The sequence below is a fragment of the Kamptonema sp. PCC 6506 genome (assembly GCF_000180455.1).
In the GTDB taxonomy this organism is placed as follows: Bacteria; Cyanobacteriota; Cyanobacteriia; order Cyanobacteriales; family Microcoleaceae; genus Kamptonema; species Kamptonema formosum.
The window spans coordinates 17,052-38,117 of sequence record NZ_CACA01000361.1; the positions used below are offsets into that span (position 1 = coordinate 17,052).

The 21,066-nt window shown below is 44.1% G+C and carries 25 protein-coding genes; 12 read left to right on the forward strand and 13 right to left on the reverse strand.

Features of this window, described 5'->3' with window-relative positions; genetic code table 11:
• Nucleotides 1–283 precede the first annotated feature (283 nt).
• The 3 genes from lepA (at nt 284) to OSCI_RS25945 (ending at nt 4,808) form a co-directional block, all read left to right on the forward strand.
• Entirely contained in the window at nt 284–2,095 is a 1,812-nt protein-coding gene (gene lepA, locus OSCI_RS25935; RefSeq protein ID WP_007358185.1) for a translation elongation factor 4, read from the forward strand.
• Between the two features lie 248 nt (nt 2,096–2,343).
• Entirely contained in the window at nt 2,344–3,279 is a 936-nt protein-coding gene (locus OSCI_RS25940; RefSeq protein WP_007358186.1) for a UDP-glucuronic acid decarboxylase family protein, read from the forward strand.
• Nucleotides 3,280–3,416: 137 nt separating this feature from the next.
• A complete protein-coding gene (locus OSCI_RS25945) occupies nt 3,417–4,808 on the forward strand; it encodes a UDP-glucose dehydrogenase family protein (RefSeq protein WP_007358187.1) in 1,392 nt (463 codons plus the stop codon).
• 115 nt (nt 4,809–4,923) lie between these two features.
• Here the strand turns inward: OSCI_RS25945 and OSCI_RS25950 are convergent, their stop codons facing one another.
• From OSCI_RS25950 to OSCI_RS26000, 12 genes are all read right to left on the reverse strand, one after another.
• Nucleotides 4,924–5,286 (reverse strand): DNA-binding protein, encoded by a 363-nt coding sequence (locus tag OSCI_RS25950; RefSeq protein WP_007358188.1) that lies wholly within the window; start codon nt 5,284–5,286, stop codon nt 4,924–4,926.
• Between the two features lie 4 nt (nt 5,287–5,290).
• Nucleotides 5,291–5,617, reverse strand: a complete 327-nt coding sequence (locus tag OSCI_RS25955) for a type II toxin-antitoxin system RelE/ParE family toxin (protein WP_007358189.1) — start codon at nt 5,615–5,617, stop codon at nt 5,291–5,293.
• A 91-nt stretch (nt 5,618–5,708) separates the two neighbouring features.
• Complete coding sequence (locus OSCI_RS25960) at nt 5,709–7,346, reverse strand: B12-binding domain-containing radical SAM protein (RefSeq protein ID WP_007358190.1); 1,638 nt, start codon at nt 7,344–7,346, stop codon at nt 5,709–5,711.
• Between the two features lie 30 nt (nt 7,347–7,376).
• The gene (locus tag OSCI_RS25965; protein ID WP_007358191.1) at nt 7,377–7,631 is read right to left on the reverse strand and encodes a SemiSWEET transporter; all 255 of its coding nucleotides are present in this window, start codon (nt 7,629–7,631) and stop codon (nt 7,377–7,379) included.
• Nucleotides 7,632–7,669: 38 nt separating this feature from the next.
• Entirely contained in the window at nt 7,670–8,167 is a 498-nt protein-coding gene (locus OSCI_RS25970; RefSeq protein WP_007358192.1) for a DUF29 domain-containing protein, read from the reverse strand.
• 184 nt (nt 8,168–8,351) lie between these two features.
• Nucleotides 8,352–8,945 carry a Uma2 family endonuclease gene (locus OSCI_RS25975; RefSeq protein WP_007358193.1) on the reverse strand — a complete coding sequence of 198 codons (594 nt, stop codon included), beginning with the start codon at nt 8,943–8,945 and terminating at the stop codon, nt 8,352–8,354.
• Nucleotides 8,946–9,339: 394 nt separating this feature from the next.
• On the reverse strand, nt 9,340–9,459 hold the full coding sequence (locus OSCI_RS25980; RefSeq protein ID WP_007358194.1) for a photosystem II reaction center protein J: 120 nt from the start codon (nt 9,457–9,459) through the stop codon (nt 9,340–9,342).
• Nucleotides 9,460–9,528: 69 nt separating this feature from the next.
• Nucleotides 9,529–9,651, reverse strand: a complete 123-nt coding sequence (locus OSCI_RS28885; protein WP_071592451.1) for a photosystem II reaction center protein L — start codon at nt 9,649–9,651, stop codon at nt 9,529–9,531.
• Nucleotides 9,652–9,660: 9 nt separating this feature from the next.
• A complete protein-coding gene (gene psbF, locus OSCI_RS25985; RefSeq protein ID WP_007358195.1) occupies nt 9,661–9,798 on the reverse strand; it encodes a cytochrome b559 subunit beta in 138 nt (45 codons plus the stop codon).
• Between the two features lie 21 nt (nt 9,799–9,819).
• Complete coding sequence (gene psbE / locus OSCI_RS25990; RefSeq protein WP_007358196.1) at nt 9,820–10,071, reverse strand: cytochrome b559 subunit alpha; 252 nt, start codon at nt 10,069–10,071, stop codon at nt 9,820–9,822.
• Between the two features lie 54 nt (nt 10,072–10,125).
• Nucleotides 10,126–11,139, reverse strand: coding sequence for a photosynthesis system II assembly factor Ycf48 (locus OSCI_RS25995; protein WP_019487019.1), 1,014 nt, complete (start codon nt 11,137–11,139; stop codon nt 10,126–10,128).
• On the reverse strand, nt 11,126–11,461 hold the full coding sequence (locus tag OSCI_RS26000; protein ID WP_007358198.1) for a rubredoxin: 336 nt from the start codon (nt 11,459–11,461) through the stop codon (nt 11,126–11,128). Before OSCI_RS26000 ends, OSCI_RS25995 begins: the two co-directional genes overlap by 14 nt.
• A 484-nt stretch (nt 11,462–11,945) precedes the next feature.
• Between OSCI_RS26000 and OSCI_RS26005 the strand changes: the two genes are divergently transcribed.
• The 4 genes from OSCI_RS26005 (at nt 11,946) to OSCI_RS26020 (ending at nt 13,310) form a co-directional block, all read left to right on the forward strand.
• Entirely contained in the window at nt 11,946–12,224 is a 279-nt protein-coding gene (locus OSCI_RS26005) for a hypothetical protein (RefSeq protein ID WP_007358199.1), read from the forward strand.
• 2 nt (nt 12,225–12,226) lie between these two features.
• On the forward strand, nt 12,227–12,433 hold the full coding sequence (locus OSCI_RS26010) for a hypothetical protein (protein WP_007358200.1): 207 nt from the start codon (nt 12,227–12,229) through the stop codon (nt 12,431–12,433).
• A gap of 231 nt (nt 12,434–12,664) precedes the next feature.
• Nucleotides 12,665–12,895, forward strand: coding sequence for a hypothetical protein (locus OSCI_RS26015; protein WP_007358202.1), 231 nt, complete (start codon nt 12,665–12,667; stop codon nt 12,893–12,895).
• On the forward strand, nt 12,888–13,310 hold the full coding sequence (locus OSCI_RS26020) for a hypothetical protein (RefSeq protein WP_007358203.1): 423 nt from the start codon (nt 12,888–12,890) through the stop codon (nt 13,308–13,310). The genes OSCI_RS26015 and OSCI_RS26020 overlap by 8 nt, the downstream gene beginning before the upstream one ends.
• Before the next feature lie 226 nt (nt 13,311–13,536).
• On the opposite strand, the gene OSCI_RS32155 is transcribed toward OSCI_RS26020, so the two are convergent.
• Nucleotides 13,537–13,665 (reverse strand): hypothetical protein, encoded by a 129-nt coding sequence (locus tag OSCI_RS32155; protein ID WP_267879535.1) that lies wholly within the window; start codon nt 13,663–13,665, stop codon nt 13,537–13,539.
• An 82-nt stretch (nt 13,666–13,747) separates the two neighbouring features.
• On the opposite strand from OSCI_RS32155, the gene ndhC reads away from it, so the two are divergent.
• The 5 genes from ndhC to OSCI_RS26045 all read left to right on the forward strand — a co-directional run bounded on the left by ndhC (nt 13,748) and on the right by OSCI_RS26045 (nt 20,997).
• Complete coding sequence (ndhC, locus tag OSCI_RS26025; RefSeq protein ID WP_007358204.1) at nt 13,748–14,110, forward strand: photosynthetic/respiratory NAD(P)H-quinone oxidoreductase subunit C; 363 nt, start codon at nt 13,748–13,750, stop codon at nt 14,108–14,110.
• Nucleotides 14,101–14,823 (forward strand): photosynthetic/respiratory NAD(P)H-quinone oxidoreductase subunit K, encoded by a 723-nt coding sequence (gene ndhK, locus OSCI_RS26030; protein WP_007358205.1) that lies wholly within the window; start codon nt 14,101–14,103, stop codon nt 14,821–14,823. Before ndhC ends, ndhK begins: the two co-directional genes overlap by 10 nt.
• Complete coding sequence (locus OSCI_RS26035; RefSeq protein ID WP_007358206.1) at nt 14,816–15,319, forward strand: NAD(P)H-quinone oxidoreductase subunit J; 504 nt, start codon at nt 14,816–14,818, stop codon at nt 15,317–15,319. The genes ndhK and OSCI_RS26035 overlap by 8 nt, the downstream gene beginning before the upstream one ends.
• Nucleotides 15,320–15,937: 618 nt before the next feature.
• Entirely contained in the window at nt 15,938–17,899 is a 1,962-nt protein-coding gene (locus OSCI_RS26040) for an SdrD B-like domain-containing protein (RefSeq protein WP_007358207.1), read from the forward strand.
• 653 nt (nt 17,900–18,552) lie between these two features.
• Nucleotides 18,553–20,997 (forward strand): SdrD B-like domain-containing protein, encoded by a 2,445-nt coding sequence (locus OSCI_RS26045; RefSeq protein ID WP_007358208.1) that lies wholly within the window; start codon nt 18,553–18,555, stop codon nt 20,995–20,997.
• Nucleotides 20,998–21,066: the final 69 nt, after the last annotated feature.

The window sequence follows — 21,066 nt, forward strand, 5'->3', positions numbered from 1 at the left end:
GCCGCTAAAAAGGGATTTATGGCTATTAAAAACAGATATTTTTTGTACCACATCTCCTCCCCAATTCCAATAATACCATCAAATTAGGTGCCTTTTGTCAAGCGTTGGTAATTCCTGACATCTGCTGTTGAGCGATCGCCCAACCTTAAAGGGAAACTTTCTAAGGAAGCGGCTTGACCAACATCCTAAACACCTTCTGTAGAATAGAAAGGAAGGAAGGATTGCAAGTGTTTAGCCTCTGCGTGTGTAATGATACAACAAAAAGCATCCATTCCCGGCTCCTATGACTAGCGTCCCTGTTTCTCGCATTCGCAACTTTTCAATCATCGCTCACATCGACCACGGGAAGTCTACTTTGGCCGATCGCCTGTTGCAGGCGACTGGGACGGTGGGCGATCGGGAGATGAAAGAGCAATTTTTAGACTCGATGGATCTCGAACGGGAGCGCGGCATTACGATTAAGCTGCAAGCGGCTCGGATGAATTACACTGCTAAGGATGGTCAGCAGTACGTGCTGAATTTAATTGATACTCCCGGGCACGTAGATTTTTCCTACGAGGTGTCGCGAAGTCTCGCCGCCTGCGAAGGTGCTCTATTGGTGGTAGATGCTTCTCAAGGTGTGGAAGCACAAACTTTGGCAAATGTCTATCTGGCTCTGGAAAATAATTTAGAAATTATCCCGGTTTTGAATAAAATTGACCTGCCAGGGGCGGAACCAGACCGGGTAAAAAGCGAAATTGAAGAAATTATTGGCTTAGACTGTTCTGGGGCGATTCCAGCTTCGGCGAAAGAGGGGATTGGCATTGACGAGATTTTGGAGTCCATTGTCAGCCTGGTACCGCCGCCGCAGGATACTGTATCCAAACCTTTACGAGCCCTGATTTTTGACAGTTATTACGACAGCTATCGTGGGGTGATTGTCTATTTTCGGGTGATGGATGGGACGGTGAAAAAGGGCGATCGCATTCATCTGATGGCCTCTGAGAAGGAATACGAAATCGACGAGTTAGGCATCCTTTCCCCCACCCAAGTGCAGGTAGACGAACTCCACGCTGGCGAAGTGGGGTATATCGCTGCTGCAATCAAAGCTGTGGCTGATGCCCGCGTGGGCGATACAATTACGCTGGCAAAAAATAAGGCCTCGGAACCTTGGCCTGGTTACACTGAGGCCAAGCCGATGGTATTTTGCGGCTTATTTCCCATCGATGCCGATCAATTTCCCGACTTGCGGGAAGCTTTGGAAAAGCTGAAACTCAACGATGCAGCCTTGGCTTACGAACCAGAAACATCAAGTGCAATGGGTTTTGGCTTCCGCTGCGGCTTTTTGGGCTTGCTGCACATGGAAATCGTGCAGGAACGGCTGGAGCGGGAATATAATCTGAATTTGATCGTTACGGCTCCTTCTGTGGTCTATCAAGTGACGACGATTAAAGGGGAAGTCGTGATGATCGATAACCCCAGCCACTTGCCCGACCCTCAGTTACGCCAGAAAATAGAGGAACCCTACGTTCAGGTGGAAATGATCGCGCCAGAGGGTTATGTAGGGGCGCTAATGGAGTTAAGCCAGAACCGCCGAGGCGTGTTTAAGGACATGAAATATCTCGCTAAAGGGCGGACAACTTTAACTTACGATTTGCCTTTAGCGGAGGTAGTAACAGACTTTTTTGACCAGATGAAGTCGCGATCGCGCGGCTATGCCAGCATGGAATATCACATCATCGGCTACCGCGAAAATCCTCTGGTAAAACTGGACATTCTAATTAACGCCGAGCCCGTTGATGCCTTAGCAATGATCGTTCACCGAGACAAAGCTTACAATGTAGGCCGAGGAATGACAGAAAAACTCAAGGAATTAATTCCCCGTCACCAGTTTAAGGTTCCCATTCAAGCTTCCATTGGCAGTAAAGTCATTGCCAGCGAACACATTCCCGCCTTGCGTAAAGATGTTCTCGCCAAATGTTACGGCGGTGATATCTCCCGTAAGAAAAAACTCTTACAGAAACAGGCGAAAGGTAAAAAGCGCATGAAATCTGTCGGGACAGTGGATGTCCCCCAAGAGGCTTTCATGGCAGTGTTACGGCTGGATCAGCCATAATCTTGATTGGTTACAATAATGAAGATTTGATAAATTCTGCGTTGCGAACATTGTTTCAGCCGTAGTCTTTGTTATTTTGGAGCAAGGATAGAACTTACACAAAAAAAGCTTACACAAAAAAACTTGAAGAAACCGGGTTCTAATTACCCCGTTTCTTAAAGAAAATCAGCTTTTGTGTAAGTCCTATCTAAGTTTAGAACGAAATATTTGTACCGTAGCTCGATCTCAACAACTCAGTAACGCAAATAATGAGAATATTAGTCACAGGTGGAGCAGGTTTTATCGGTTCCCATCTCATCGATCGCTTAATGGCCCAGGGAAATGAGGTAATTTGCCTGGATAATTTTTACACCGGGACTAAGCGCAACATCCTCAAATGGATGGACAATCCTTATTTTGAACTGATCCGGCACGACATTACAGAACCAATTCGCTTAGAAGCCGATCAAATCTATCATTTAGCTTGCCCAGCTTCGCCAGTTCACTATCAGTATAATCCCGTCAAAACCATTAAAACTAATGTGATGGGGACAATGAATATGCTGGGTTTAGCAAAGCGGGTGAAAGCCAGAATTTTGTTAGCATCCACTTCCGAAGTTTACGGCGATCCTAGCGTACATCCCCAAACAGAGGATTATTGGGGAAATGTCAATTGTATTGGAATTCGATCCTGTTATGACGAAGGCAAGCGAGTAGCTGAAACTTTGGCCTTTGATTATCACCGCCAAAATGGTGTAGACATTCGGGTAGTGCGAATTTTTAACACTTATGGCACTAGGATGTTAGAAAATGATGGTCGAGTGGTAAGTAATTTTATCGTCCAAGCTTTGCGAGGAATCCCCCTAACTGTTTACGGAGATGGTTCTCAAACGCGAAGTTTTTGTTATGTTTCTGACTTGGTAGAAGGAATAATGGGCTTGATGAATGGTGATAACATTGGGCCTATGAATTTAGGAAATCCGGGTGAATATACGATCTTACAATTGGCTCAGAAAATTCAGGAGATGGTGAATCCAGGTACGGAAATTATCTATAAGCCTTTACCGCAAGATGATCCAAAACAGCGACAGCCGGACATTACCCGTGCTAAAACTTGGTTAGGGTGGGAACCGAAAGTTCCACTAGATGAAGGTTTGAAGTTGACTATTGATGATTTTCGCGATCGCCTTCTGGGAAATGGTTAGTTGTTGGTTGTTAATTGTTAGTGGTTAGTTGTTGTTAGTTAGTGGTTAATTGTTAGTTGTTGGTTATTAGCAATTAGCCATTAGCAATTAGCAATTAGCCATTACTAAATTTCATTACTTACTTTGAGGATAATTCTATGCGTGTTTGTGTCATTGGTACTGGATACGTTGGCTTAGTTACAGGAACCTGCTTGGCTCACATCGGTCATCACGTCATCTGTGTAGACAACAACGAAGAAAAAGTGAAGTTAATGAAATCTGGACAGTCACCAATTTTTGAGCCAGGACTTTCGGAGATCATGCAGTCAGCTTCTCAATCTGGAAATCTAGAATTTACTTCGGATTTAGCCGCAGGGGTGGCTCACGGTGACATTTTATTTATTGCAGTGGGAACGCCTCCTTTGCCGACTGGCGAAAGCGATACTCGCTACGTGGAAGCCGTCGCTCGTGGAATTGGTGCTCACTTGGATGGGGAGTACAAAGTAATAGTAAATAAATCCACAGTACCAATTGGTTCTGGCGACTGGGTGCGGATGATTGTACTTGATGGACTCGCAGAACGCCAAAAAGCTAAGGTAGGAGATGGCGAGGTTAGTAATGAAGAAGTTGCAGCCAAAAGTGGTGTTCAATTTGATGTAGTTAGCAACCCCGAATTTTTGCGGGAAGGCTCCGCTGTTTACGATACTTTTAACCCAGATCGGATTGTTTTGGGAAGCAATAGCAAGCGTGGCATTGATATGATGATGGAACTGTACACGCCAATTATTGAGCGCAAGCACAGCGAAGATCCATCGTTGCCACAGGTACCTGTAGTAGTGACAGATATCAGTTCCGCTGAGATGATTAAGTATGCCGCTAATGCTTTCTTGGCTACTAAGATTAGCTTTATTAATGAAGTCGCAAATATTTGCGATCGCGTCGGCGCAGATGTAGTACAAATAGCCAAAGGTATCGGTTTAGATTCCCGGATTGGTGGCAAGTTTTTACAAGCAGGAATTGGCTGGGGGGGTTCCTGTTTCCCGAAAGATGTTTCCGCTTTAGTTCATACCGCTGATGATTACGGCTATGACGCACACTTGCTGAAAGCAGCAGTCGAAGTTAATGAGCGCCAGCGCACAATCGCCATTGAAAAATTGCAGCAAGTGCTAAAAATTCTCAAAGGTAAAACAGTAGGATTGCTTGGCTTAACTTTCAAGCCGGATACTGACGACTTGCGCGATGCACCAGCATTGAATTTAATCGAAAATCTCAATCGATTGGGAGCGAAAGTTAAAGCTTATGACCCGATTGTTTCACAAACGGGAATGCGTCATGGTTTGTCTGGAGTAATGGTAGAAACAGATCCCGAACGCTTAGCAGATGGTTGTGATGCTTTGGTTTTAGTCACTGACTGGCAACAGTTTCGCAACTTAGACTATGCAAAAATGGCGAAGTTGATGAACCATCCAGTGATGATTGATGGTCGCAATTTCTTAGATAGAAAGAGTCTGGAAGCTGTTGGTTTTCACTATGTGGGGATTGGTCACTAGAGCTGTTGAAAGCTAAATATGTGGACTAATAGCTAATAGTTAATTGTAAAAACAGGCAATTAACTATTAGCTATTTAAAGCGATGTATTTAATTTTTATTTTCTCACACTCTCTTTTAAGAATTTTGCGAAACGCTTAACTCAGATTGAATTTCAGAAGTCTTTATGCTTTCTTCTGCTTCGCAAACAGTAACAGTGAGCTTTAATCCTATAGCCTTTAACCAAGTACCTAGATTATAAATTACATCGCTACCCTGTTGTGAAAGAATTTCATCTAGTTTGTCTAAGTGTATTTTAGCTTGCTCTGGAGTTATAGTTTTTTCCCCAAGAGCTTCAAATACATCATTTATGGCTCGTTTGAGTAGTTCAGGTTCCGGCTTTTCTTCCTCTAATGTTGCGGTTATATAGGCTGCCGCTAGTTCCGGCTTTTTTCTGAGAGATTCAATCAGAAATGGATGATAAGGTAGGCTTTTAGGCATTGTTTTAACTCCTATAATTTATCCAGTATTCTTTAGCTCGGCGGATATCTTTGTCTTGAGTGCTTTTATCGCCTCCACACAGTAGAAGCACAGTAGTTGAACCTATCTGTCCAAAATAGATCCGGTAGCCAGACCCATAATTAATTTTTAGTTCGCACACACCTTCTCCCACTGAGCGAGAATCCCCTAAATTACCATCAGCTATGCGGTTAAGCCTAGAGATAATCTTGGCTTGAGTATTGATATCTCGGAGTGAATTAAACCACTCATCGTAAGGGACTCTTCCCTCTGAGGTAGTGTAACGTTCAATTTCCCTGGGTTGTACTTCCATAATTGTATTATAAGCAATTGCCCCTCATTTTGTGGAGTTCCTGATTTTATCATTTATGCAACTATAACTAACCTCTTTTTACTTTTATTTTTTAAACTCTTAATTCCGTAACTTCGCCATAAAAATGACTTTTTGCCTCCCCTAAATGTTTTTTCAAAGTCTCAACAGGTAGCGGCCCTTTTAAGTGACTCCAAGGCAAAACTAAATCCAATTTCCACTCAGCATGAACATAGAAATCAATCTCAGGTAACTGTCCCCGTAACTCCTTAAAAGCACGGCGATAACTACCCAAAGAATCCCCATAATGCCGCACCAATTCTAATAACTTCGACAGCCTTCTATCTCCCCGCGATAGCAAGGCCTGAATTACAGACCAATTATAACTTTCAGGTCGAAATTCTAAACCTAATTTTCCTAAATCTTTATCTAACGACTTTAATCTTTTTTCTGCCTCTTTATTTACTCCAAACCATTGAAAAGGGGTGTGAGATTTCGGGACAAAAGTGCTGCATCCAAGAGTTAAACGTAAACCGGGCGCTGATTTTTTAATATCGCGCATCATTGCCACAGTTTCGTTTAAATCTTCTGATTTTTCACCAGGAATTCCCACCATTCCATAAAGTTTAATTCCCTTTAATCCCCCAGCTTTAGCATTGATGGAAGCCTGAATAATCTCATCATTACTTAGTTTTTTGTTGACAATTTTGCGAACTCGTTCGCTACCACTTTCCACTGCAATTGTAATAGAACGAGTATCTCTTTTAGCTAGAGTTTCCGCTAATTGTACTGTTACAGTATTCGTCCTCACTGATGAAATACTCAAGCGCACTTCATCATATTTAGGTTGACTTAAATAATCTAATAATCCCTCAAATTCTGGGTGTTGAGTCACAGAAGCACCTAGCAAACCTAAGCGATTTGTCACTGTTAAACCGCGTTCAATGGCTGGAATTAAGGACTCTTCAAAACTTGCAGTTCTAAATGGTAATGTTAGATAACTTGCTAAACAGAAACGACACATTTCTGGACAACTGCGAACCACTTCCACCATGTAAATATTTTCCCAAGCTGCTTTTTCTGTGACTACAGTTGAAGCAGATAAAACATTTCCGCGATAAGTTTGTTTTTCAACTTGTGCAGGGATGGTTGTATCTACTGGCAAAATAGACTTGATGCCACCAGCCGGCTCGTGATAAGTTACTTCATATAAACTAGGAACATAAATACCTGGTATTTGTGCTAAATGGCGGAGTTTAGTTTTTCTATTTGCTGTCCTAACTTCTTTGTAAGCATTAATGAAATTAGCAAGTAGATTTTCGCCATCACCTAGTAAGATTACATCAAAAAAATCAGCAAAAGGTTCAGGATTAGCAGTAAAAACTGGACCGCCGCCAAATATAATCGGATGATTATCTGTGCGTTTTGATGCCCAAATAGGTACTTCTAAAAATTCCAATAAATTGAGAATATTAACATAATCGAGTTCCCAAGATAAGGAAAAACCCACTAATTCTGGCTGTCTCGGTAATTGTTCGTGGGTATCAGTAAATAAGCGGCTGACTTCGATATCACTCCGGGTTGCTAAAGTTGCCCACACCACCTGATAGCCAAGGCTAGTAATGCCAACAGTATACTCGTTGGGAAAAGCAAAAATTGTGGGGATGGCATCAGCGTTAGGGGTTGCTGGCGTAAACAGGAGGCGTTCAGAGGAAAATAGGTCAGGAGTCACTGGCAGATTCAGCCTTAGCTGGATAATTTCTCATTCATATCTAATTTTAAGCCATAAAATCGCTAAATTAAGAATTAATGTAACTGCATTGGCAAGAATAATGGCTAAATCTTGACGGAAAACCCCGTATATTAACCATAGGAAAATCCCGATACAGAAAGTAATTAGCATGGTAACAGAGACATCTTTTGCGGATTTTGTTTGCCAGGTTTTAATCACTTGAGGTAGAAATGCACTGGTTGTCAATGTAGCGGCTGTTAGTCCTAATATTGTGATTAAATCCATTAGAATGTTTAAGAGTAGGGTTCGCAGAAATTTATGCACTATTCCATCAAATCATCGGCAGCCAATTCACCCGGATAAAAGCCATCGCTCAAAATCTCCTCCAGTGAATAAAGACACTCTGACGGAAAAGTTTTAACCGGCAAATTCGTTTCTCCTACAGCCAGCAGCAAACCCTTTTTATAAGCTGCTTGAATACCCTCTTGTAAGTATGGTTTAAGACTCGGATTTTCTGCCAGTAACTCCAACAAATCCATACGCTGTAAGCGTATTGTATTTAACCAACTGCGACTCCGGCGATTAGATTGATATTCCCATTTCAATAAATGTCCAATCAAAATACTCAAACGATTTCGCAATTCAGAACGTTGCTGTTTTCCCAAAGATTCAATCTCCTCAATTAAATTAACTAAATCTAACTGACTCCATTTACCATCCCGTAAAAATTCTGCTTGTTCCTGAGTCCAAGCATAAAAATCAGCATCATAAAGACTTAGCGCCACACTTTCCATTTCCTGTTCAGTTTGTGATGTTTGCATTGTGTAATTAAAACCTCAAAACTATGAGTTAAATATAATTTTATTCTGAGTGCAATTACTATGTCATTGCGAGTGAAACCAAGCAATCGCAATGACAGGGGATTGCTTCGTTCCTCGCAATGACAGGGGATTGCTTCGTTCCTCGCAATGACAGGGGATTGCTTCGTTCCTCGCAATGACATACTTACCTATCATTTTCATTCTGCACCGGAAACACCTCTGATAAATCCAGAGACAAATCAGGGAAACCAGGAATCACTACCGACTCATTAGGCAAAACAATTCGCTTCAAACGATAACCAAATTTATCTTGACCTTCCCGATAAGGCTCGCTATAAACTTCTAACCAATTATCTACTAAATTGAAAATCCAGTAATTAGAAATTCCATCCTCAGCATAGATAGATAACTTCTTTCTTTGGTCATAACTTAAAGTCGAATCAGAAACCTCAATCACCAATAAAATATCAACAGGTTCCGGGTGAGAAGACAAATAATTATCAGCACGATTGCGAGCAATAACTACATCCGGCTGAGGTTCACTGTCAGCAGGTAAAATAATCGGTTCCTGTCCCCGCACACGGGCACGTTTTCCTAACAATATAATTAACTCCTCAACCAGAAGTGAGTTACAAACAGAGTGAGGTGTGTTTTTAGTCGGCATTTGAATAATCTCTCCACGAATCAATTCAACTCGCTCATTCGGCCCAAAAAAACCCAATTCTCCGAGACGGTGATATTCGCTTAAAGTAAAGCGTTTTACAGTAACAGTAGTCATCTTTTTACTTGTATGGGGTACTTACATCAACTATAACAACCTAGCAAACTAGCCAACCGCATCCTACCAACCCAACTACAATAGGACTTACGCAGGGAGTCCCAGAAACCGGGTTTTTGAGCTCGGATGTAGGTCAAAACGAAATATTTTCCTAAAAAACCCGGTTTCTTTGGTTGATTGCGTAAGTCCCGTACAAAAAATCCCGCTCGTAAAAGAGCAGGATTATATTACAAATATACAAAAAAGTCAAGGCTTTTAATTACTCTTCGCGCCCATTTTTAATGGGTCTGGGGAGATATTTCAGAATTAAAAACGTCCAATTAAAAATTGAAAATTGCTAAGATTTATGCCATTTTTAATCTTTAATTTTTAATTCCTCTCCCCTGATTCTCTGTTAGATAGAAGAACCCAAACCAGCGTAAGCTCCGTAAAAGAAAATACCCAAAATCGTCAGTACGCCCATACCAGCAACAGTTGCTACAAGCCACAAAGGAATTCGACCAGATTGAAGCACAGCATTCACCTCTTAAATCAAAACTAAACAGACCTAATCAAAAAAACTCGAAATCCGTTCAAATTCTAGTTAGTTAAAGAAATAACTAGAAAACAGGATACCCAATGTGAAAATCAGCAACAGACCCAAGTACAGAGAAGTCCGGTTTAACTCAACAGGCTGTGGATTGGGATTTGGAACTCTTTCAGGCATTATTAACTCCTATCGTTGAATAAACTGCATAGCTGCGATCGCGCCCAAAAAGAAAATTGTTGGAACGCCAAGGGTGTGAACTGCCAACCAGCGCACCGTAAAAATCGGATAAGAAACTGGCTCGTTATTAGGGACTCTGCTAGTCATGCTTTCAAACTCCTTTTTAAATTACTTAGCAATGAACTGATCGACTTGTTTCTTAGCTTCAAAACGGTCTGATACGATCGGCACTTCTTGGCGAGTCTGAGTAAAATACTCATTCGGCCGGGGAGTCCCGAACACATCATAAGCTAAGCCTGTCTGTACAAACAGCCAGCCAGCAATAAACAGCGCTGGAATGGTGATGCTATGAATCACCCAATAACGCACGCTCGTAACAATGTCCCCAAACGGACGCTCACCAGTTGAACCACCAGCCATTTAGATACCTCCTAGAAAACAGCTCAACACAAAATCTTTAAGACAATTTTACTATCAAGCAGGTTGCGCCGATCCCTGATATTTCAATAGAGTTCCGGTCGCACCGATAATAAACCCTTTCTCAGGAGTCATAAAGACAATTTTGTAAAAATTAGCGGGCACATCCTCAACCTCGCGGTCTTTTTGCCAAGTTTTCCCGCCATCAAAACTGCAAAGCAAATTGCCACCGCCACCAGCCAGCCAAATCTCATCGTTCGTGCGGTAAACCAAATCTAGCAAACCCCAACTCGCTTTGCGATCGGGACTAAAAGGTTCTCCCCACTCATCCCGATTTTGAGGATCGCTAAATTGAATTTGGCCGCCTCTCTCCAGCATCCACAAACGCCCATCCTTGCCAAACCCCATATTTTGGAGACGGCGAGAACTATTGCGGTTGTAGGGAGTCCAAGCATCCTGTCCCGGTTGCCAAATGGAGTAAAAATTACCCTTTGACGAAACCGCCACATACTGCCCGTCAGGAGAACGGTTGATATTGCGAACTACCCCAAAAGCTTCTTGTACTAAAGCTTTCCAAGTCTTACCGCCATCAGCAGTCTGATAGATCGCGCCTACATCAGTGGTCATCTCGGCAGACTGGGGCCCTAAAGCTACAATCGTACTGGGAGAACCGGGAAGCTGGCTACTTAGAGCAATGCGAGTCCAAGATTTACCTTCATCCTCAGTGTGCAGCAAAACCGAAGGCTGTCCGACAATCCACCCTTCCGAACCGGAAAAACTCACTGAGGAAAAACGGGATCTCGCATCTTCTAAATTTAGAGCGATCGCCTGCCAATTTTCCCCACCGTCTTTTGTTTCCAGTAAAGTAGTGTCAGAACCCACAATCCAGCCATGCTGAGGATTGCCAGTAAAGGCGACATCCTGCAAATTAGCTTTAGTCGGCAGAGGAACTACCTTCCAGGGGTTGTAACTCACAGAAGGAATAGTGCTGCAACCCGCACAGATTAGCACAGCAACCAATAAGATTACAATTCGTTGCCAAACTCTCACAATCGTCTTACTGCAAACCATATAAACTCAGCAACAACAAGAAACCAACGGCTAAGCCGCCAAAAATCAGCAAACTTTTCTGGGATTCACTCATAGTATTGACACCCAGCCCGTAGCGCCGATTTTCCTTGAATCCAGAAGCGCCTTCAGTCTGGCCAACATTTTGAAATCGGGACTTCGGCGCACCGCAAGCCGGACAGCGCCAAGTCTGGGGCAAATCTTCAAAGGCCGTCCCCGGAGGAATCTGACTTTGAGCGTGACCCTTTCTCGGTTCGTAAACGTAGCCGCAGGCGCGGCATTCGTGTCGATCTAGCGTTTTGACTTCGGTGGCTGGATCGCCCATAGCTCAAAAAGAGTGTGTAAGCCAATCTTAAAATAACTATTAAAGATTATTACAGAATATGAGTCTGCGATCGCATATCTGGGAAAAAGGGAGCGCCTGTTTTCGAGATGGTGGGATTTTGAGGGGGTGACAATGGTTCTGGGACTTTGCTGGGTCAAGGGTTGAGGGACTTTAAGCTGGTTTAAGGTGAGTTTGAGGCGATCGGGTAGAGTTTACGTGATTTTTTGCCAGATGCCAAATTTGTCAATTTTATAAAGATTGCGATTTGTCAATTTTAAAAGATTGCGATCGCTCTTTTTTTACCATAGATAAATGTGGAAGGAAGAAGGGCGCTAGCTCTCACGCTTGTCAAGGGGGCGATCGCGATTTTGTACGACTTCATTTTTCCTACCCTACCCCTAAACAGTCTATATACATCATATTGCCAATCTTTATGCTATATTAGATAGATGGGGGTTAATCTGTTTAACAAAATAATTAATCTATGAATTTGCGCTTTTATATAGATCCTGAAACTGATTTACCTCATATTTATGAGCATGGAGTCAATGAGGTAGAAGTTGAGGATATACTGAGAAAGCCAGGTGAGGATCGTTTGGGGCGTGAAGGTACGCGGGTAGCTATTGGTCAAACTATAGATGGTCGTTATCTTAAGATCGTTTACGTTCCTGAACCAGAGTCATATAGCGCTTTTATCATAACAGCGTATGAGTTAACGGGTAAACCTTTGAGTGCTTATAAACGCCGACAACGTGGTAGGTAAATATGGCAACACAAAATCAATTTCCCTTGGGTTGGAATGAAAAACGAGTGCGCCAAACGATCGAACATTACGATCGACAGTCAGAAGATGAAGCGGTAGCAGAAGATGAAGCAGCGTTTGATAGTAAAGAGCAAGCGTTTGTTCAAGTTCCTTTGGAGCTATTACCATTAGTTAGAGAGTTAATCGCTAAACATTATGCCAGTGTTTAGGACAAGATAAAGAAGGGCGATCGCAGTTAACAAAAGAGCGATCGCACCTCACAAAAGAAAAGGGATCGCAATATTTTCGTTCCCAATACTCGCCCCTAAATTGATATTGATATAAAGCAATCGTTCTTTTTTTACCATAGATAAACGTGGCTGGAGGAGCGCTAAAAGATGATCGTCAATCTAGTTGACAAAAACGCAAAAATGTTGGCAACATAAATAGGATGAATATAAATGGAAATTTTAATTATGCCAATTGCACAACTATTTCCTCTACTTAGCAATTTATCTCGTGTGGATAAATTAAGAGTAATAGAATTTTTGGTCTCTGAGTTAGCAAAAGAGGAAGATTTGGCGAACTTAGAGCCAAAAGATAATTATTTTGAGATGTTGCATAATTCCGATGAAGGAGCGCGTCAATTAGCACAGTTTTTAGAGGAACAAAAGAAACTGCAAAATGCTTAATGGTGAAAAATACTCTTTTGCCTCTCAATTGGATCGCTTTGGCCAGGTATCTTATGCGCCTTATTTACCGATAAAATTAAGCTATCGGAGCCAGTCGATTGAGGTGATGGGGTTGCTGGATACGGGGGCAAGTATGAATGTTTTGCCTTATGAAATTGGGTTACAACTAGGGGCAGTTTGGGAGGAACAAACTTTTATTATTTCTTTGTCGGGAAATCTGGCAAATATCGAGGCTAGGGCTTTGTTGTTGTCAGGGACAGTCAGCAGGTTTGCACCAGTTAACTTAGCTTTTGCTTGGACTAGACAAAGAAATATGCCGCTCATTTTAGGAAGGTTAAATTTTTTGGCTGAGTTTGATGTTTGTTTTTATGTATCTGAACTAGGGTTTGAAATTGCGCCTAAGCAATCTCACTAATAGGTGGTTATAAGCGATCGCACCTCACAAAAGAAAAGCGATCGCGATATTTTCCTGACCAATACGATCGCCCCTACATTAATATTGATGTAAAGCGATCGCCCCAATAATTCCTGTAGGGGCGGTTTTGCCCAAATCTTTGATACGCATCAACCAATTATAAAAAACCGCCCCCCAACCGATCGCACTTCAGTCCTGTGTGATTTCCATTATTTTTCACCTAAAATTATGTCGAAACCTCAGAGTGACGATCGCTCTGGCGATGACCGATATCTTGGATATTATTCAGAACTTGGCTGCAAACTAGACAGGTACGATCGCATTCTTCACCCATCACCCATAACTCATTACCCATTTACCTTGCCCCTCCCACCCGCGATCGTATATTGTAAAGAACAAGTTACAAAACCCTTTTACAGAGGCAGTAGTCAACAACCGTGTTTGCACTCAGCGGCTACGAGTATTTCTTAGGCTTTCTAATCATCTCCAGCCTAATACCAGTTCTTGCCCTCACAGCGTCCAAGCTGCTGCGGCCCAAAAGCCGGCCCTACGACCGGCGCACCACCTACGAATCTGGAGTCGAACCCATTGGCGGAGCCTGGATTCAATTCAACATCCGTTACTATATGTTTGCCCTAGTCTTCGTCATCTTTGACGTAGAAACAGTCTTCCTCTATCCCTGGGCCGTCGCCTTCAGCCAACTGGGACTCCTGGCTTTCATCGAAGCCTTGATTTTTATCGCGATTTTAGTTATTGCTCTCGTTTACGCATGGCGCAAAGGAGCCTTGGAATGGTCTTAAGTTCTGATACACAAAAAACGCAACTTATCAACCCAGTTGAGCGCCCGGAAATTACCTCGCAACTGTCTGAGAACGTCATCCTCACCACAGTTGACGACCTCTACAACTGGGCGCGTTTATCCAGCCTGTGGCCCCTGCTTTATGGAACAGCCTGTTGTTTCATCGAATTTGCAGCCCTAATCGGCTCCCGCTTTGACTTCGATCGCTTCGGCTTAGTCCCCCGTTCCAGCCCCCGGCAAGCCGACCTAATCATCACCGCCGGCACGATCACGATGAAATACGCACCAATCCTAGTGCGTCTTTACGAGCAGATGCCAGAGCCCAAATACGTGATCGCTATGGGCGCTTGCACCATCACCGGCGGAATGTTCAGCATGGATTCCCCCACAGCAGTACGCGGCGTAGACAAACTGATTCCAGTAGATGTTTACATCCCCGGCTGTCCCCCGCGCCCAGAAGCAATCATCGATGCAATTATCAAACTGCGGAAGAAAATCGCTAACGATTCTCTGCAAGAACGGGGAAACTTACAGCCAACCCACCGCTACTACACCAGAAGCCACAAGATGAAAGTCGTAGACGAAATCTTAGACGGCAAATATTTACAGGTTCCCACCCGCTTCACACCGCCCGCAGCCTTAACCGAAGCAATGGGAATGCCCGTACCCCCCGCCCTGCAAGCCAGTCAAAAACAGGAGGTGCCCCGTGCCTGATTCGCCAGCCCCAATTGTGGAAGCGGGTAAAGTTTCCCAATGGTTAACTCAGAATGGCTTTGAACACCAAGCCTTAGATCCAGACCATTTGGGAGTTGAGGTTCTGAAAGTAGACCGGGAATTTTTAATCCCAATGGCAACAGCACTTTACGCCTATGGGTTTAATTACTTGCGGTGTCAGTGTGCTTATGACCAAGGGCCGGGGGAAGATTTAGTCAGCACCTACGACTTAGTTAAAGTGAGCGATAATTGCGATCGCCCCGAAGAAGTGCGCGTCAAAGTCTTTTTGCCCCGCGCAGACCCCCGATTACCCTCAGTTTACTGGATTTGGAAAGCCGCAGATTTCCAAGAGCGGGAATCTTACGATATGTACGGCATCGTCTACGAAGGGCATCCCAATCTCAAACGGATTTTAATGCCGGAAGACTGGGTAGGCTGGCCGCTGCGTAAAGATTACATCTCCCCTGATTTCTATGAGTTGCAAGATGCTTATTAATTAAGTCAGAAACCGGGTTTATTCGTAGATATCTAGTTGAGAATCTTCGATTTTTCTAAGAAACCCGGTTTTTTTTGCGTAAGTCTTAATAAATCTCATGGTATAGCAGGAGGCAGGAGGAAAATGCAATACTAGAAATAGTTTGGGGGATTGATAATGTCCTAACCGTTGTGGCGGTTGCTATAAGTAAATCCACCTAATTAAACATAATATCTGGATGGTTAAAAAGGCGACTGTATAAACATTCTTCTTTCTCTCTTAGATAACTAAATTTTTCTTCCTTTTTCCTTCTTCCTTCTACTTAAGTCAATTGAAACAGAACTGATCTGTATAAAAAATAGATACCATCTTATATTTAATTGAAGTGGTAGAAACGGTGACTTATATAACTTTTAAATGTAGTTATCGCAGTATCCGAAAACAATTATTATGCTGAGCAAAAGCAGGAAAATATAGAGAGACTTTTGCAATTGCGCCCCGACTTTTGTAACAAGTCTAATAAAACACCCCTGCTAGAGGGCCGTGTTAGTTCCAGTTAAATTTGCTACTTTTACCAAAAAACTGCTAGATTTCGCTACAGCAACGCTTTAATCACATTCAGCACGCTAAAGTCTCATCATGTCAGAACCAACCAGCGGCATCAGAACCGGTAGCCAAACAGACATCGGCAACGTCAACTTTGGGAACGTCCAAGTCGGCGCGATCGGTGGACTTAAATTTAACGACCTCAACGCCAACGGATTCCTAGATCCAGGCGAACCCACACTCGCTAACTGGCAAATCTACCTCGACATCAACAACAATAGATCGCTAGATACCAATGAACCATCAACGTTAACCAACGCCCAAGGCAACTACTCCTTTGTCAACCTGCCACCGGGAACCTACACAGTTAGGGAAATTCAGCAACCCAACTGGAGGCGAACCACTACCAATCCTGCCCCCATTACCATCATCAGCGGTACTAACGCCACAGGTGTCAACTTTGGTAATAACTTCTTCGCAGGTAACATCAGCGGGTTCAAATTTAACGACATCAATGCCAACGGTCAAATAGATCCGGGAGAACCTACACTCGCTAACTGGCAAATTTTCCTCGACTTCAATAACAATGGCAACATTGATGGAGGCGAACCCTCAACTTTTACTAATGCCGAAGGTAACTATGCCTTCGTTAATATCCCCCCCGGTAACTACACAGTCAGGGAAGTTCAGCAACCCAATTTTCGACAAACTACGCCTAATCCTGGCACGATCAACCTAACTCCAGGGGCGAATATTAGTAACATTAACTTTGGTAACAACTTCTTCACGGGTAGCATCAGCGGTCTTAAATTCAGCGACCTCAACGCCAATGGTTTCAGAGACGCAACAGAACCGACACTGGCTGACTGGCAAATTTACATAGATTCCAATAATAATGGCAGATTAGATACAGGGGAACCCAATACTTTCACCGATCGACAAGGGAACTATACTTTCGCTAACGTATCCTCTGGTACTTACTTAGTTAGGGAAGTCCTGCAACCAGGTTGGGTACAAACCACAGCTAATCCCGGCCCGATTAACATTAGTGGGGGTACTAATGCCGCAGGAGTCAATTTCGGCAATAACTTCCCCACAGGTAGTATTAGCGGTTTCAAATTCAATGACCTTAATGGGGATGGCGTAAATGAGCCACCAGAACCAAGAGTTGCCAACTGGTCTATCTACCTCGACCTCAATAACAACGGTAGCCTAGACAGTAACGAACCAGCGACTTTAACAAATCCCGAAGGTAATTTTTCTTTCATTAATTTGCCAGCGGGCACTTATTTTGTCAGAGAAGTTCAACAACCAGGATTTCGTCAAACTACGCCCAATCCTAGCCCGATTACCGTCACCAATGGCACAAATGCCACAAACATCTCGTTTGGCAACAGCTTAGTATTGGGCAATATCAGCGGTGTTAAATTCAACGATATCAATGCCAATGGCCGTTTAGATGCGGGGGAACCCCCGATCGCCAACACCCAAATTTACATTGACCTTAATAACAACAGCAGCTTAGACGCGAACGAACCTTCCGTCTTTTCCGATGCCCAAGGTAACTATAGTTTCCGCAATGTCCCTGTGGGAACCTATGTACTTAGAGAAATTGCGCCTCCCGGTTTCATCCAGACTACACCCCCTGCTATTGTTACTGTGAGTACAGACATCTCGGCCCGTAGTATCGATCTGCTGACGGGGACTTCTGAAGATGAGTTGGCAAAGAAATCCTTTGATAGCGATCCTGTGACCGACAGTAGCAGTAAACTAGAACAGGAGATTTTCAGGGCGGGAGTGGAACCCGATAGTTTCCTCGTGGGTGCGGCTGGCAGTGATGCCATTTTGAATTTTGACGGTGGTAACGGCGGTAAAGACTTACTGAGTTTGGCTAATGGCTTAAGCCTCCCGCAACTCAATATTACTCAGGAAAAAAATGCTAACCCGATCCAAATTAGCAACACAGGCGAATTAATTGCATCTAGAAGCGGGGGGTCAGCCAGTGCGGTCTCTGATAGCAATTTGGGTTTTTTAGCAGCATCCCCATTTGCCTGAATGCTGAATTTGACCTCTTCCCTACCCCCGGATCGGGAAGAGGAAATTTATTCCTTTCTTTCTTTCTCCTTCCCTTGTAGGGAAGGGGCTGGGGAGGTTAAGTCTTTTTCCAATATGGGAGGCTCCCGGTTTTTTCAGGTGCGATCGCCTTTCTTCCCGGTTTTCTAAACAGCAATAACGGATAGGAAAGCAGTTAAAGTGCAATTGCCGTGATACTCTATTGTTGGCAACTTCCAACAGTAAGGTCTGGGTTCCGGGAGCCTGTTCGCTAGTTTGTATATTGGGAGCAGAATTCTAATGTACGGCTGGGGCTGACCTCGGAAAGAGCGAGAATTTTGTGGGGGCCAACGCACTGTTCCCATGTTTCAGCTCGATGACCCATCTGCTAGCAACCCAGCGATCGCATCTGCCCTACAATTTTTGAGGACAGAAGATGTTGGGTTGAAATTGCCAGAGTTGTTAAAAACCTGATATACTTTCCTGCGACAAAGCTTGAAGCATTTTCCTGTTGGATGAGGAACATCAGAGCAAGTGCAAACGTATTCAGTATGAGTGAGTAGCGGTTTTCAGCCATTAACAAAAACTAATGGGTGATTGACAAACCGATACATTAGTCTGTAATTTAATGGATTTAGGTGTGAAGGAGAGAAATCATGGCAGAATTAGAAGCTAGTCAAGTAAGTCCAGTAATTCCCAATCCGAGAGTGTTTGTCGGGGATGTCCCAGTCGGAATTACGGGTATTAAGTTCAGGGACGACAACGCTGACGGTCTCCGCCAACCTGGAGAACCCGGAATTGGAAATGTCACAATCTTCATAGATGCTGACAACGATGGTGTACTGGATACGGGAGAAACCAGTCGACTCACAGCATCCGACGGTAGCTTCACATTCCCTAACTTAGTACCAGGCACTTATGTGGTCAGGGAAGTCGTGCCGAACGGTTTCCGACCCACCACACCCCAGTCGCTGGCAGTCACCGTCAACAATAATGATGCCAGAATTACCTTTGGCAACTCTCCGACTGGCAGCCAGATCATTGGTTGCAAATTCCTTGACGTTGACAATGACGGCTTTCGGGATGGAAATGAGCCAGGTATTGAAGGTGTCAGAGTCTATATTGACAACAACAACAACAATACCTTTGATGCCGGTGAAACCTTTACCTACACAAATCGGGATGGCAGTTGGCAGTTCAGTAATTTGAACGCGGGCCTGTACCGAATTCGGGAGGAACGGCTCAACACGAACCCCTTAGAAAGAGATTTTCCCCAAAGCACTCCCCCCAACAACATTCCCAATCTCGACATCAACCTGGGCCAAAACGAAATCTGGGGTTGCGCGAATATTGGGAACACTCAACTCTATGAAATCCCCATCTTCAAATTCCGAGACACCAATCGCAACGGTACCTTTGAACCGGCACAGGGAGAAGTTCCGATTGCTAATGTTCCCTTCATCTTGGATATAAACAGGAACGGGGTTTTTGACGCTGGAGAACCCCTGCGGATCACCAACGCAGACGGACGTGTTAGCTTCAGAGATTTACTAGCGACCAACACTTACTCCTTACGGGAAATCTTCCCAGGGACGCTCGCAGACGGCAGCCCTGCACTAATACCAGGCACTAACATCCCCACAGGTAACGCTAACGATCCAGTCTCCACGACTACCAATCCCCGCGAGATTGCCGTACCAGGCCCTCTGGTGCAACCACAATCACCCCTAGAATTCGCCATACCCGATTCCAATGCCGTTAATGGCATTCGGGTAATTAGAGCGAATTTTGCTCCGACTTTCCCCCCCACCAACCCAGAACCTTCTGTTACTTTTCCTGCTGTTCCTGCTAGTGGGACTTCCAGCGGTGGTGTCGGAAATACTCGACCCAATATCACGGTATTCAAATACAATGACCAAAACGTTAACGGTCGCCGAGATCTAGGGGAAGCGGGAATCGGAGGGGTTCAAGTTTTTATTGACGCTAACGATAACGGTGCTGTAGATGCTGGAGAACAGTCAACTACCACCAATGCCGCAGGTGAGGCTGCCTTTACCAATTTGCCCGCAGGCAATTATGTAGTCAGGGAAGTCGTGCCGACTGGTTTCACGCCTACTATGGCTACGCGCGTTCAGTTTGACCTCAGCAACACCGATGCCCGGGTGATTTTTGGTAATGCCCTTAACAGCCGGATCACTGGGTGTAAATTCGAGGATTTAAACAACAACGGCTATAAAGATGGAAATGAGAAGGGTATTGCAGGGGTAACGATCGCACTGGACTTGAACGGTAACAACGTCCTTGATGCTGGAGAACCCACCGTTGTCAGCGATACCTTTGGTAACTTCTCATTTAACAATTTGGCCCCTGGTTTGTATCGCCTCCGGGAAGTCACACCCACAGGTGCGATCAAGACTACTCAAAAACTTGACATCAATCTCGGCGCAAATCAAGAGTTTGGTTGTGCTGTAGTGGGTAACGGTCTGTTGTACAACCTCAACGTTGTTAAATTCCGAGACGACAACCGCAACGGTATCCAAGATAGCGGTGAACCGCCCTTGGAAAACATCCCCTTCTTGCTAGATTTGAACAGGAATGGGGTTGTGGATGCAGGCGAACAATTAGTAAGAACCAACGCTGGCGGTATTGCCACGTTCACTAATGTAGCGCCTGGGACTTACGATGTACTGGAAGTCTTCACGCCGGAAGTACAGAATCCATTCCCAATTCCCACTGGGCCGAACCCTGTAACATTCAATGTACCGGGGCCGAATACAGCGCCAGTGGTATCGAATACGGCTACCCCAACTGCGGATGGGACAACTCCTTTATCTTCTGCCACCCTTGACTTGGTAACTGGTGGAAGTACAAATGGAGTGACTATTTCTGCTACTGAAGTTAGCGATCCTTTAACGAATGGCGGTAGTTCGGTCACTCAACCGACAAGTGGGGTTGATAGCTTGCTGGCCTCTAATGCTGGGGGTTTTGTGGATACGACTAAGACTGAAGACTCCTTCAGTTCTCTGAGTATTGTTCCACAAGATACTTCCGAGGATAAGAAGCTACTGCTTGCCGCTCCTGCTGCTAGTCAGGTGTTTTAATCTCAATTAGCTGTTTGACTTAAGACTTAATGTCTTGAGCAATGTCTTTAAGCTGCACTTCCAAATTAA